This is a genomic window from Microbulbifer maximicatervae (SeqCode), from assembly GCF_052467615.1.
In genome coordinates this window covers 3,256,556-3,270,229 of the sequence record NZ_CP174319.1, presented here as the reverse complement: position 1 = coordinate 3,270,229, position 13,674 = coordinate 3,256,556, and the positions used below count along the sequence as shown (strand labels likewise).

The following is a 13,674-nucleotide window of genomic DNA, read 5'->3' as shown; positions in this document are numbered from 1 at the left end:
TGATGGCGGCGTTCAGGCTGTAGAAAAACTAATTTATGTCTTTGTTTTCTTAGGTGTGATCAAATATTGACGACTAATGGTGGTTTTACGTGAATTCTGATCTAGCTTTAACTGATGAACAGGCTATTTTTCACGTAGAAGCACAGAACAAAAAGAGGGCTGAATTTTCTACACCCTCGTTATATTTAGTTTCAAGTAATGGAGTTTTTAAAAATGAAAAAAATATTGTTCGTATCAATAGTTGGAATGGTTCTTACCGCATGTGTGAATGTTCAAGCTGTTAAGAGCCTATCCGTGGAGGATGCTCGAAATAGTGATCCTATCAATGGCGCAACAGCAGGATGTTCAAGTTTTGGTGTATCCAAGGACTGTAACATCATTAGCGGCGCTACTAGAGTTGTATCCATTGAAGGTAGCAAGATGCGTATCGCTGGAAGTGAGGATGGAAGAACTGTAATGATCATGCATGATTCTGACGAGTGCGGCATAACAGAAACTGACTGCCAGACTAAGGTAAATAATCGTAACTATGCGGCTATAAAAAAATACTATTCAAGTATTGGTGTTTCAATATCATCAGTTAGGGCAATTGCTGCAGCAGACTTTATTGGAGGTTATTCGCTGACTCTAGATAATGATGGCTACTCAGTCTTTGAGAAATTGTGAGTAAAATATAATAAAGCAATTAACTATGCTGCGGCCGCAAGCGGCCTCCGCTGGATGCGCTAACACGCGCCGGTTATTGCGACGTTATGAGCCTCTCAAAGTATGAGTATTTTTAGAGTAATTTTTATAGCTTTATTAATGACATCTTGTACAAGCCCCGAGAATTACCGAGAGGGTTTTGACTGGATTTTACACGCTAATCCAGAGAGCGAGGCTATCTCTGCAGCTGATAATGGTGATTTACGGCTGATTGGCCTTACGGGCATGCTTCTAAACGAAGTTCCTCTCATTGATAAGAGCTGCGAGTATGGCAGGAATGTTAGGTATTTAAAGATTGACGACGTAATAGATAGCTTCGCAGAAAGAAAGTATCAAGTAATTGCGCCAGTTTATGCAGAAGCATATAACTATCATCTCATCACCTATCTTAGGAAAAAGGGTATTGATATATGCAGCTCATAACAAGGTACTCAAACATCGTTTCGGCCGAAAAACAGCCTCCACTAGACGCGCGAAAGGCGCGCGCCGTTATGCGTTGAAGTAGTCTTAGAATGAAAACTCTCCTGCAATTTATACTTTTAATCCTAATTTCTTCTTGTGCAACTCAAGAAAACATGGAGCACACAAGAGATGTAGCCTGCAGCGAGAAACGAAAAGAGCAGGAGAGCACCTGGCATCAAATACATAGAGTAAGGTGCTACCTCCATTTTGGTAGAGTAGCTGAAGCTAAACAGCAATTAGAGGCAGCAAAGCTCTCTATAGCTAATAGTCCAGAGGATGAGCAAGTCTCTTACCTAACTGTTCTTAATGTCTATCAGGAATCTATATATTCAGGAAAATATAAAAAGCTTCAAGGAGTTAACCAGCTAATTGACGGAGATTTCTGGTTAATCCAAAAAAGTAAAGAATACTATCCCAGAGATGCGCTAGAAAAGAAGATTGAGGGATATGTATTAGTTGAATTTACGATTGGAATAAATGGCGAAGTTAAAGATGCCATAGTTCTCGAATCTAAACCAGCTGGTATTTTTGATAGAGCTGCTTTGTTTTCCGTTTCCAATGACAAGTATTTACCACGAGTAATTGATGGCAAAGCCTATGAGGTAACGGGCGTTAGAAGTAGAGTAAATTTTGGAATTCCGGAAGAGTCGGTGAATTAAGTTCACATAACAAAGCAATGCAGTCGACGTTTTACTTAGTGTACTTCTTACACGGTCGCTGCGCTCCCATTTTTGAGCAAAAAGCACACAAAATAAGCCGCATCTGATTGCGGCGTTAAATGTAAGAATTACCCACGTTTAGTACACACCCTGTATAGTTAGGTTTAGGCCTAACACGGAGGTGTATCATGGGTAAGAAAAGACCTCAGGCGTATATGGAGGAGTTCCGTAGAGAAGCAGTTAAGAGAGCGGAAAATCCTGGAGCAACAACGGCTTTTGTGGCGCGAGAGCTAGGCGTCAGCGCATAGCAGATCTACAACTGGCGTCGTCAATTTAATCGACTGTCTGATAAGCAGTTCAATAGTTGAGATGGTGTCGACTATTCCAAACAGGAACGCGCTGAAGTTCGCAAGCGCAAGAAGGAGCTGCATGAAGCTCGACAAGAGGTTGAGTTTCTTGAAAAGGTAGCTGCGTACTTTGCGAACCACCAAGAGTAAAGTACGCACTGATACAAGAGCATTTAGGGGTATTCTCGGTTAGCTTGATGTGTCGGTGTTTAAAAATTTCAATATCGGGTTATTATCGTTGGCGGGGGCGGTTGCCACCTTCTGTGCTTTGCTATTCGGGTTATGCCTAGTGAGTGTCAGTCACATTCATACTTGTTTACGGTCTTTATAAACTGGTTCAGCAGAGAAATTTGGCATACAAGGCCTTCGGTGGCCGCCGAAGATGCGGCTCAATTTATCCATGAGTGGAACGGGTTTTCAAAATTAGAGTTAGGCAAGAATAAATATATAAACGTATATTGTTTTCCTCTATTGCAGCTGGGCAATATATGTTATGTACCAGTTGCCGCAAATATGAATGTTGGAGCTAATATTGGAAGATAAATATCTTATTTTTTACCAATAATAAAGAATTGAGTAGTTTAAGAGTTAAAATGCTATTTTGTAAATTACTGGGAAGTGAAGTTTTGAGATTTTTATTGTATTTTTTTATTATTTTGACTGCTTCTTGTGCTACTAAAGTTAGTAATGGTTCGGGATGGGTAAAGCCAGAAACTACAACTATCAGCTGTGAAGACTTTCACAATGTACCTACCAAGCTGGGTATCTTGACTAATAACGTCTGGAATAAATATGCTGCAGAAGATGACCCTTGGTCCCAATGCTTGGAGAAACGGCTGGTAGAGGGGGAGTTACAATTTGGTTGGTCATGGTCTTGGCCTTTGGGGCGACGGGTAATTTACTCCCAGCCACAAATAAAAATAGGATCTTCCCCCTGGGCGCCAGAATCTAAGTTTGATGATACATTCCCCTTAAAGATATCCAGTCTGGCGAATCTTGATATTTCACATCATACAGAAAGTAAGTCCAGTGGAGATTATAATACGGCTACGACGATGTGGTTAACTTCTGAAGCTTATAGAGGGCGTAAACCAAATCGTTCGGTAATTGCGGCTGAAATTATGATCTGGACATATTTTACTGGTGGACATTTCAATCCTGCGGGGATAAAACATAGTGAGGTATCGATTAATGATTCAGTATGGGAGGTTTGGTACCATAAAAATTGGAAGGATATGTCGGGAGTAAATGATAATAATTGGGTGTATGTATCATTTAGGGCCAAGCAACCTTCCATGATTGCCACTATTCCTGGTTTGGAATTACTTAATTACGCAGTTCGAAATAGTTTAATCCCTAAGGGGCTATTTATTGCCGATATAGAACTTGGGAATGAAGTTATGAGTGGCTCTGGAATTACATGGGTAAAGGATTTTACAGTTGATTATCAGCTGAGAGAATTGTGAATTTGTAGATATTGTTGATTATATATTGCTACAAGTTTCTTTTCTTTTGAAGGTCGAGATACCTATGCTGCCAGATTAAATCTATTTAATTGATAAATCCAAGGAGCTTGTGGAAGCTTGGAGTGAAGTATTTGAAGATGTTGAAATTGTAGACGTTATCGAGGGTGATTTTTTCCGAGTCAGCTGATGCTATGGTTAGCCCTCTCAATAGCTTCGGAATTATGGATGGTGGGTTGGATTTGCCATTTAGGGATAGGCTCGGTTTTAAAGTAGAGGATCAGGTGGAAGAGCGGATTGAATCTGACTTTCATTGCGAGCTTCCGGCAGGATCAGCAGTAGTAGTACCTACCTCCCATGAGAATTGGCCATATTTAATATCAGCTCCAACTATGCGAGTGCCGGAAGAGGTTTCCAATACGCTAAATGCATATTACGTTTTTCGAGCAATCTTAAACTCTGTGCAGCTATTTAACCGATCAAACTCCTCGGAGAGAATTAACTCGATTCTATGTCCTGGCCTGGGAACAGGTATAGGTAACTTATCGGCTAGGCGTTGTACAGGCATATGTGAGCAGCCTATAACTCCTAATCAAGCCTTCAAGAATACCCAGTTATACAGAAATACATGCAACATATAGAGGGCTGCAATTAGCTTACTAGTGCATAGTAAGTATCTTTATAGAAAGTGAGTGAAAAATAGTCAGGAAAGCCTTAAGCTGCATTGAGTTGAGAAGTATATCTTCTTTTAGCAGATTAAGGCTTTAGGCATAAGTACCAGTACTAAGGGGATACTCTATGGCGTTTGATTACGGCTCGATTGATTTGGGCCTGAAGAACCCTTTTAAGAAAGAAGGCCGGGTTACCGCAATTAGGGGGGGAGTTCAGTTTCTTGTAGCCCTAATCTTGCTGTTTATCGCTGCTGGCCAGGTGAAGTCGGACCCCGTAAGTGGTTGGGTGCTTGTCGTGGTGGGGGCAATCCTACTGGTCAGCGGTATCAGAGCTCTATCAGGTGGAATTTTGGCCTTATTACGCTTCTTTGTTGGTCGAAATCATCCGGTATCATTAGCTTTTAACCACTCGAAATCTGAAACGAGTACGGCATCAGAAGAGAAAAATGAAGTGGCTTATACCGCTTCCGGCTTAGAAGAGATGTTAGTTGGCCGTAAGAATCCAACCTTTCTAGAGCCTAAGGGCTTCTTGGCTCGGGTATTACACAGTATCTTCCCTAAATTGCTTTATATGCCATACCCCATTCGAAATATGGCTCAGGCACAGTTTGGCGCATGGGTAAGTACATTAACTGTCTTGCTCTCTTATGTCATTGTCGCTTTTATTTGTCTCAGTGGTTTTGCTGGTGATATGGGAGAAAAGCTATTCCCGATGTACTCTGCCATCGCTTTACTTTATACATTGATTGTATGGCACTCTGCGAGTAAAGGTATTTCACGGGAAGCCCAGAAAAGTGTAGCGAGCCTTACGGGGGGAAGTATTGCAAAAACGATATTATTCTCGATTGTGGTGCCTCTGTTGCTAGGATTGGGGTTAAGTTTAGGCGTTGAGGCTTTTAAGGGGGAAGGTACTACTTCCCTAGATGAAATAATCAGTGTGTCCGGCGTATTGACTGAAGCTTTACCGAGCTTTAGCCCGTTCTTGTATATTCTTGGGGTTATATTTGTAGGCGCTGCTTGTAGTTTTGCTGTTGTCTATATGCTGCGCTTTAGAAGCGAAATAGCAAACCCAGTCACTGAGGTTTCTGAATTAAGGGATAACTGGCAGGAATCGGTTCACCCGAAGGAAATCTTTATAAACTTGGATAACCTTGTGATGGCAAATCGTCGTTATAAGGAAGTGCCTAATCGTATTTACAGAGAGCTTGATCCAAAACTTGAAGAGCAAGTGGATGGTAAAGGTTCATTCAATGGGGAAATGATCCAGGAAGTACAACCTACCGTTCGTCCTGTTGATTTGGGTGAAAAATTCAGGCTGATTCGCGATATTAGTCTTTTCGCAGGTAATGCGCTTTATATCGTTGTTACTGCGCTAGCTATTTGGCTGGCATACTCTTTGATTGATGTTATTCACTTCTTTCAGCCGGAATCTATTACAGCCATTAAGCAGGAGTTTGGCGCCTTAGAGAGGGAAGCTGGCCGCTTAGCTCTGCTAGAACAGTATATTTCAGCAGGTGGCGCGCTCTGTATGACGCTAATTCACCTGCTTTTGATAGGATTTATTCTTAATACATTTGCTCGATTGTTGGTCAATGCGGCACATATCTTCTTTGCTGAGATGCAGTTTGAATCACTATTGGTGTATTTTAAATGCGAAGGGACATTCACTGAGTCTAAGATCTCAACGGGCACTGGAATACATGACAGTACTCGTTCTGAAAATGTGCTTGTCAGAAGTTCGATTACGCCTTGGGTGATTGTAACCAGGGTTGTCTCCAGTACATTTGCCGCATCTGGCATGAGAAACTTGGAGTATCCAAGGCATATACTTGAAATGCATAAGTCTGAACGCGATTTATCTGAAATCAGGGATGACGTAATTAGTTTCTTGAAAGATAGAGAGTCTATTGCCTCCATTACAAGTAGCAGAGACTTGGAAAACACTTCGAATATTCATGCTATTAATCAGCAAAGTCGTGCTCTGCCAATGACAGAACAGGGACAATTAGCTCAAGATGAAAATGCGGCTGGTTATTTGAGGCAAGAAGATAAGGACACGATTGAGTAGGGTTTACAGCCTTTTCTTAGATTCTACTGTCACTTACTTTGAGTCAATGTGATAAAAAAAGCTGGCAAGGTTCGGAGTCTCTGGACCAGAAAGAGAATTCCTGGTACCCCTTGCCAGCTGAGGGTACTAGGCTAGCAAATTACGTATTTTTAGTAATACTGAGCCCCTAAGATTGACCGTATTTGCTGGTAGAATTACAGAAAAGTACTGTTTTATCTTTATTGTTAGGTACACAAGACCACTTTTGTTGGTATTTAACAAGCTAGGTTATTATTCTGGAAGCAGCTCTAGCACTGTGTGAGACTCTTCTTTTGTGATTTTCAGGTTATAAGATTTGCTCAGACAGAGGACGGTATCTTCTATATGATTCAGGTCATAAACTCCACTAACAAGTAGTCTACTAGTGTTCTGATCTCTCGTCACAAGTGGGGTATTTGTAAAGCGATTTAGCGATATTAGGAGTTCTGTTAATCTGATGTTATCAGCCTTTGTAAATCCACTTCCCCAATCCTTATAGCTGGAAACCTCAAAATCTTTGATTGCACCGGTGTTGTGCTCAGTTACTTTGAGCATCTCCCCTTTCTTTATTTCGGCGCGATTTTTATTTTGTTTTATTGGGCTGACAGTGATACTCCCTTTGAGAACAGTGACTTCTGTTACTCCATATCGCTGGTCAATATTGAAAGTGGCTTTATGTGTACGGATCAATGCTTGTCGTGATTCTACTATAAATGGCCAGGTTACCTCTTTACAAATGCTTATTTGGGCCTCCCCATTTAATAGACGTATGCGTCTGCGTGTCTCTGAATAATTGACGAGTACTTTAGTTGTGGCGCTCAACTTTATATGGCTACCATCGGGGAGGGTTTGTTTAGATATTTCCTTGGGGGCTGTTTGGTAACGGCATTTAAATGGCTCCCGTGTCTTTAAATCTTCCATACTTTCCCCCTCGGCTTGGCTCGAAATCAGAACTGGTCCTTATAGGTGGGACCTTAGTTCGCTTTATATATTTTATTGTTAGCGCCTGACTTTTTATTATTCCACCTGGTTGGGGAATTAATAGGGCATGCTTGTCTCCGATACTGGCTGTTATCTTGCGATGCTTTCTTTTCTTTTTTAAGGGGGATTTGTTGTGATTTTATTAAATGGTAAAGATATTTCGCTGTGGTTTTACCGTACTACGATAAATTTTATCTGCTTGGAGGTAGGTTATCTTGGCCTGAACCGGGGATTGTTGCTGTTTTGTGAAATAAACAGGGGGCTTATTAGGGTGGCCTGGGTTACTTTGTGATAGGCGATTCAGAGAGTTTCCACGGGGACATTTACTTTTTCGATGTAAAAGAGCTTTAAACGCCATCAGGGACTAAAGTTCGAGACGTATGAGTTTGGTACATGTGTGATATTTGGCATAAAGATTGCTCCTTTTATCTTGTGGGTAGAAGTTCATATTGTGGGAATCGTAAAGGAATTGTTCATCAAGGGAGCTGAAAATGTCGTCACTCTATTTTTCATCGCATGCCATGCCACTTAGAGTCCCAAGTTACTGCTGCTTTGAACTTGGGTCCTGCTCGGACATAGAGTATGAAAGTTATAAGATAGCCCTGTTTAAAAAGGGGATTGCGCTTATCCATCTCAAATTTTCTGATGATTCTGCTGAAGTGATGGAGGATATTGTCAATACCATTGGGTTGGTACATGAGCATGATTCTATGGGGCGAACGGTTTGGGATGTGAGGATTGGTGGTGAGACAGGCGATGAGGCATTGGCTATATCTCATAGTGATAGAGAATTCTTCTTGCACAATGACGGTGCTTTTGAATCGGAGATGCCTGGCTACTTTGGTCTCTTCGTTGTGCACGCTGATATGCATGGAGGCGGAGAAAATATTCTTGTCTGTGCCGACAGGATAATCGAGAGCCTCTCCGATAAAACCTTCCAGGTGCTTTCACATAGTAAGTTTAAACTGCGTGTTCCTGAAGAATTTCGCAAGTCGTCTGAGTTTATAGAGGCATCCTTAATTGATGAGAGCCATGGTTTCAGATACAGGTATGATATTATCGAGCGTGAGTATTGCTCTTCAGACGAGCTTGATGCTTTACGTGAACTGGAGCTAAAAATATCGTTGCCACATAATATGTTTAAGGTTAGGTTGAATAATAATCAGATATTGTTATTGGATAATCGACGATACCTTCACGCAAGAACTGGAATAAAGGATAGGAAAAGGCACCTTAAACGAATACGTTTTAATATGCCTGCTATATCGAGGGTTGCTTAACGGGTGGTCATAGAGATAGTTATAGTTGGGTTGTTGCTTATTCTGGTAGCAGGTATGGCTCACGGAGCATTGGGATTTGGTTTCCCAATGCTTGCGACGCCTATTCTGGCACTTGCTTATGATTTGAAAACGGCGGTGGTGTTAACCATCTTGCCGTCGCTTATGGTAATTATATCCAGTCTTTATAAGTGCCGAGATTATAGGATTAATTTTTCTAAATATAGTTTAGTAATATTATTGGTGTCTCTTGGAAGCCTTGCCGGAACATGGCTGTTAACCTGGGCAAATCCGGATATTCTCAAGTTGTTACTGGCGGTATCAATCTTAATTTACCTGTTTTCCAGTCGTTTAAGGGGTTATCTGTCCAAATTCTCCAGTCGGCCAGTATTTTTTCCTATCATTATGGGCGGTTTGGCTGGGGTGATTGGTGGCGCGACTAATGCGATTGCGCCTCTACTAATGATTTATTTATTGGAAGTTGCCAAGTCTTCAAAGGAAGTAATCCTTATTTCCAATATTTGTTTCTTGATTGGCAAGCTGATACAGCTTTCTGTGCTTTCAGTTTACTTGAGTTTTGATGATTTGGAGTTGATGTCGCTATCTGCAATTACCGTATTTGCATATTTTGGACTTGTTATCGGATTTAAGCTTCAATCGAAGATTGATGAAGAACGATATCGATCGATTATTCGGTATGCCTTATCAATTTTTATGTGTGTGCTGACTTATCAGGGAATTTCTAATTTGGTATTTCCTGATGGTGCGATTGTTTAGGTTCTCTGTTTGAGGTCTCACTGACTGTGATAACCAAATGCCCTAAGCTGGCTCTACTGAATAGCTCTGCTGTTGCAGGCTAATCATCTTTTCAAATGGTTGCAGAAGCTTGGAATACTCATTTTTATCTTCAAGTTGAGCCATAGCCAAGGCAAGACTTTCAATGGTTGATAGACCATCGGCAACAGTGGTTTTCCGAATAGCGTAGTTGGATTTCAAGTCCCCACTGAGATTGACTCTTGGAAGCTGTTGTAGCTTGGGGTTCAGATGAAGAATCTTTTTAGATTTTTTCCAAGTCGCATCAATAACAATTAGCTGTTCAATCTTTTCCAGCTGATTTTGGTGGCTAGGGGTATTGTTCCCTTCAGCTAATTGGGGTGTTTGGGGTAGCCATGATAGTGACGGATAGAGTAGAGCGCTGGGTGTATCGAGTAGCCTGTCCAGCTGATGATTAGGAAGGGTTTCAGAGATAAGCATTTCGCTGTTATTTAAACACAGGTGCGCCATACGCCCGGTATTGAACGGGTGCTTCTCTTCTTGTGGGTGCTGTATGATCACCACCTTTACGGTATTGGTCAGGCTCACCAACGCACTGCAGTAGCAGACATTGGGCGGGCGCAGGCAGGTGCTACAGGTCTCTCTGGGCATTTTTCTACTTCAGGGGTACAGGGGCAGGTTTATGGCGAAAACGCAGCCTTCTAATAGTGTTCAGTGGCTGGCAGATATAGAGATTCCGCTAGCGAACAAATTTTATCGCATGTATGGATTTCGTGGCAAAGCCAAACGCCATGAGGACTGCGGGATAGTACGCGGCGAACGGGGGGAGGTGATTGCCTGCGGTTATTTGCGGCGCTATGAGAGCTTTAAGCTCCTGGCCGGAGTTGCTGTTGCACCAGATCATCAAGGGCAGGGTGTTGCAAGGCAGCTGTTGACGCTCCTTGCTGAACGTTTTGATAGTGACACCTATACATTTCCCTACGACCACCTAGAGCCATTTTACTCCTCTTTGGGGTTTGAGAGGGTTGAATTGAATGAGCTAAGTGGTCCTGTTGGGGATTTATTCTGCGGTTACGTGAAGCAGGGGCGCTCGATTCTAGCGATGGTCTACCGCTAGCCTTGGGAAGATTATTATTTTCGGGTTGGATTTGAATTAGAAAGAATTACTGTGCAAAGGTGTGGAGCACCTCTAGCTTTGGAATTTTAGTTCCTTCGGGGACAGATTATAGGCAGGGCAGCACTGTAAAAGTGCTGCCCAAGTTGCTACTACCAGCTGCAATTAGTAAGTGCTAATTTCCCAAATGGAGTAGCCGTACACGGTATTGCGTTCGGTGCAGTCAATCTTCAGGTAACGGTAGTTTCCCTCTACGGTGATTGCGTCGGTGCGTTCACCGGTTCCCATTCCAGAAAATGACTCAACAGTTGTCCAGTTGCTGCCATCGGTACTGCCGAGCAGAGTGTAGGCAGCCGCATTGGCAGTTTCCCAGTCGATATTGAGGGTGCCAATGGACCGCACAGAGCCGAGATCATAAGTCAGGCTGACATTGTCCACACCGTGGGCACTCTCCCAGCGGGTATTGCTATCTCCGTCGATTGCCAGTTCAGCACTTTGCAGTTCAGAGGTTGCAGAGATACTTGAAGCCTGACCGTCGCCACCAGTTAAGCCCAGCTCCCAGATGGAGTAGCCATAGCTTGTGCTGCGCTCAGTGAAGTACAGGCGCACATATCGATAGTTTCCACTTAGAGAGTGCTCATCGGTTCTCTCTCCGGCGGTACCGTCACTAAAGTTGGCCAGCGTAGTCCAAGAGGCTGTGTCGTTACTGCCTTCCACCGTATAGGCTGCAGCGTTGGCGGTTTCCCAGTCGATAGTTAGGGTGTTCAGAGCTTCTGCTTCACCCAGATCCAGAAGTACCCACACTGAGTCACCGCCATGGGCGCTTTCCCAGCGGGTGCTGCTGTTGCCATCAACGGCATTAGCTATGGATTGGACCTCACTGCTGGCGGTGACGATAGCTTGGGCAATTAGGTCTTGGTCGCCGGCTTCGCTGTTGTCACTATCGTCGCCGCTATCTGAGTCATTTCCAGAGTCATCACTACTTCCGTTACCGCCAGCGAAGTGGATATTGTCGATCTCGATATCATTGATATCGCCATCTACACCTAGCAGTTCAAATAGCTGGATAACGTCGGACATGTCAACTTCATCACTGAAGTCGGATACTGGGATGGATATCTGGTGCCATTCACCGTCTCGGGTAAAGCCGTAGGGATCTGAGCCATTGGTAAACTCAATCCACTTCTGTCCAATATCACCGACGCTGCCGCTCTTCATGCCGATCTGGAAAGTCGTTGTCGAGCTGCTCTTCAGGGCGAAGTTGAGTGTGGCAGTATCGTGGTCGAATGCTGATAGGTCGTAGTAATAATCAGCGGTAAAGGCCATGCCGAACCAGCCTGCACCGGATGATGTGTAGGATAGGGATTCAGAGCCTTCATAGGGGGAGGGGGAGGTTTCAATTAGGGTATCTCCCCAAATGTACAGATTACCATCGGTACCCAGCTCGAAAGTGGAGTCGGCTTCGGTAGTTTCGCTGTAAATAGAGAAGGTACCTGTTGGTGCCGTCTTATCGACGCTTTCACTAAAGTAGATATCATCGAAGGATAGGGTAAAGGCTTCTGATGGTGCGTCGCCACGCACCATAATTGCCTGGCTGATGGTGTTGAAGTCCACTCCGAATTTGCTTAGGGGAATGCTTACTTCATGCCACTCGCCATCGCGCTCAAGTCCAAAAGTGTCTCCGTCAACGCTCAGGTCTACCCAGGCATCTCCACCACTGGTGCTGGCAATGCCGATTCCGATGGTCTGCTTGGTGGTCGTTTTCATCAGGAAGTTCAGGTGACCATTTTGATAGTTCATCAAATTCAGGTCGTACTGCATCCATACACCCATGCCGAACCATTCGCCAGTACCCACTTCAAATTCAAGTGCGTCACTGCTGTCCTGGCTTTCCATGTTGTTCCAAACATAGAGCTCGGAGTCAGTGCCAAATGTTAGGGATTCGGAAAATTCACTACTATCACCGTAGACACCAAGGTTGCCACTTTTCGCAGTATCGGCTGCGAAGGAGAGTTCAGTGCTGTAGCTGCTGTCATCGTTGTCATAGATACGCACGTAGTCTACATACATCTTGGCTGGCATGGGCGCAGTGATATCACTATTGGCGTAAAGTTGTGGGAATATACCGCCAACCGCGAGGTTGAGAATTAAAAAGTGATGTTGTTGGAATTCATCAAATGCAGGGTCATCGGTGCCAATGCTGATAACCTCATTGGTTTCATCGTCTACCCACATAGCAATGCTTTCAGGTGTCCAGGTCATACCGAAGATATGGTAATCCTCAGTCAGGTCGGTACTGGAGCCAAAATCTTCAACCAGGTTCTTGGATTCACCATAGTCTGCTTGTCCTGTGTAATCATCGGACTCGTGCCACCAGTGGAAGGCCCCAGATACTTCAGAGTTTACAATGCCGGCTTCAAGCGCTTCGGCCATACCGCCTTCGAGAATATCCAGCTCACCACACGCGGGCCAACCAACCTGGCCGTAGTCACTGCCTAACTGCCAGAAGGCCGGCCATAGGCCTGCGTCCATATCTGGCAATTTAATACGGGCTTCGATAGTTCCATATTTGTAGGTTAGGCGGCCAAGGGATTTAAGGCGTGCCGAGCTAAAGCTGCCGTCACTTTCCTCTACGGCCTGAATAATTAGGTTTCCATCTTCGATGTAAGCGTTGTCGCTATCATCGGTATAGTTTTGTAATTCGTTGTTGCCCCAGCCGGAGTTGCCAACGTCGTAGGTCCAGACGGAAGTATCGATCGTGTCCCCGTCAAAATTATCTTCCCAGACCAGAGTTTTTGAATTGGCCATTGAGGACACAATTGTGCCGACAATAGCGGCTGCTATCGCTGTTTTTTTAATAATCATGATTTTCTTTCGTTGTTAATTATTTATAAGAATAAAATGCCTGATAGTGATGGTGTGACACAGTTAAATACTATTTGTAAATCTAGTGAATGCTAGATACTTAAATTGCAGTTTCCTTCAATTCATTTGAAAATCGGGCGCTGGCCACGAGCAAAGCCTAGCAAAACGATTGTTCTACAGGGAAGTGAATTTAGGCCTCTCGTCGTAGTTGTGGTCCTGCTTGTCGCATACATCGGAAAGATAATTTCTTGTAATTTTTTTACAAAAGAA

The 13,674-nt window shown here is 43.5% G+C and carries 13 protein-coding genes; 10 read left to right on the top strand and 3 right to left on the bottom strand.

Annotation, left to right across the window (positions count from 1 at the left end; translation table 11 throughout):
- Positions 1–213 precede the first annotated feature (213 nt).
- The 7 genes from ACJJIM_RS14440 (at position 214) to ACJJIM_RS14410 (ending at position 6,375) form a co-directional block, all read left to right on the top strand.
- Positions 214–666 carry a hypothetical protein gene (locus tag ACJJIM_RS14440; RefSeq protein ID WP_444911322.1) on the top strand — a complete coding sequence of 151 codons (453 nt, stop codon included), beginning with the start codon at positions 214–216 and terminating at the stop codon, positions 664–666.
- Between the two features lie 102 nt (positions 667–768).
- Positions 769–1,128 (top strand): hypothetical protein, encoded by a 360-nt coding sequence (locus ACJJIM_RS14435; RefSeq protein ID WP_444911321.1) that lies wholly within the window; start codon positions 769–771, stop codon positions 1,126–1,128.
- Positions 1,129–1,217: 89 nt separating this feature from the next.
- Positions 1,218–1,826, top strand: coding sequence for an energy transducer TonB (locus tag ACJJIM_RS14430; protein ID WP_444911320.1), 609 nt, complete (start codon positions 1,218–1,220; stop codon positions 1,824–1,826).
- A gap of 188 nt (positions 1,827–2,014) precedes the next feature.
- The gene (locus ACJJIM_RS14425; RefSeq protein WP_444911319.1) at positions 2,015–2,134 is read left to right on the top strand and encodes a transposase; all 120 of its coding nucleotides are present in this window, start codon (positions 2,015–2,017) and stop codon (positions 2,132–2,134) included.
- Positions 2,135–2,745: 611 nt separating this feature from the next.
- Positions 2,746–3,639 carry a GH12 family glycosyl hydrolase domain-containing protein gene (locus ACJJIM_RS14420; protein ID WP_444911318.1) on the top strand — a complete coding sequence of 298 codons (894 nt, stop codon included), beginning with the start codon at positions 2,746–2,748 and terminating at the stop codon, positions 3,637–3,639.
- Positions 3,640–3,830: 191 nt separating this feature from the next.
- On the top strand, positions 3,831–4,277 hold the full coding sequence (locus ACJJIM_RS14415) for a macro domain-containing protein (RefSeq protein ID WP_444911317.1): 447 nt from the start codon (positions 3,831–3,833) through the stop codon (positions 4,275–4,277).
- Between the two features lie 157 nt (positions 4,278–4,434).
- The gene (locus ACJJIM_RS14410; RefSeq protein ID WP_444911316.1) at positions 4,435–6,375 is read left to right on the top strand and encodes a hypothetical protein; all 1,941 of its coding nucleotides are present in this window, start codon (positions 4,435–4,437) and stop codon (positions 6,373–6,375) included.
- 270 nt (positions 6,376–6,645) lie between these two features.
- Here ACJJIM_RS14410 and ACJJIM_RS14405 read toward each other — a convergent pair whose 3' ends face one another.
- A complete protein-coding gene (locus tag ACJJIM_RS14405; RefSeq protein ID WP_444911315.1) occupies positions 6,646–7,314 on the bottom strand; it encodes a FecR family protein in 669 nt (222 codons plus the stop codon).
- A gap of 551 nt (positions 7,315–7,865) precedes the next feature.
- Between ACJJIM_RS14405 and ACJJIM_RS14400 the strand changes: the two genes are divergently transcribed.
- Both ACJJIM_RS14400 and ACJJIM_RS14395 read left to right on the top strand, forming a co-directional pair.
- A complete protein-coding gene (locus ACJJIM_RS14400) occupies positions 7,866–8,654 on the top strand; it encodes a TauD/TfdA family dioxygenase (protein WP_413662893.1) in 789 nt (262 codons plus the stop codon).
- 3 nt (positions 8,655–8,657) lie between these two features.
- Complete coding sequence (locus ACJJIM_RS14395) at positions 8,658–9,428, top strand: sulfite exporter TauE/SafE family protein (RefSeq protein WP_444911314.1); 771 nt, start codon at positions 8,658–8,660, stop codon at positions 9,426–9,428.
- Between the two features lie 42 nt (positions 9,429–9,470).
- Here the strand turns inward: ACJJIM_RS14395 and ACJJIM_RS14390 are convergent, their stop codons facing one another.
- Positions 9,471–10,076: a tRNA-uridine aminocarboxypropyltransferase gene (locus ACJJIM_RS14390; RefSeq protein ID WP_444911313.1), complete on the bottom strand. Its 606-nt coding sequence runs from the start codon at positions 10,074–10,076 to the stop codon at positions 9,471–9,473.
- Between the two features lie 31 nt (positions 10,077–10,107).
- Here ACJJIM_RS14390 and ACJJIM_RS14385 point away from each other — a divergent pair, with 31 nt between their 5' ends.
- Positions 10,108–10,542, top strand: coding sequence for a GNAT family N-acetyltransferase (locus ACJJIM_RS14385; protein WP_444911312.1), 435 nt, complete (start codon positions 10,108–10,110; stop codon positions 10,540–10,542).
- 162 nt (positions 10,543–10,704) lie between these two features.
- On the opposite strand, the gene ACJJIM_RS14380 is transcribed toward ACJJIM_RS14385, so the two are convergent.
- Positions 10,705–13,404 (bottom strand): discoidin domain-containing protein, encoded by a 2,700-nt coding sequence (locus tag ACJJIM_RS14380; protein ID WP_444911311.1) that lies wholly within the window; start codon positions 13,402–13,404, stop codon positions 10,705–10,707.
- Between the last annotated feature and the right edge of the window lie 270 nt (positions 13,405–13,674).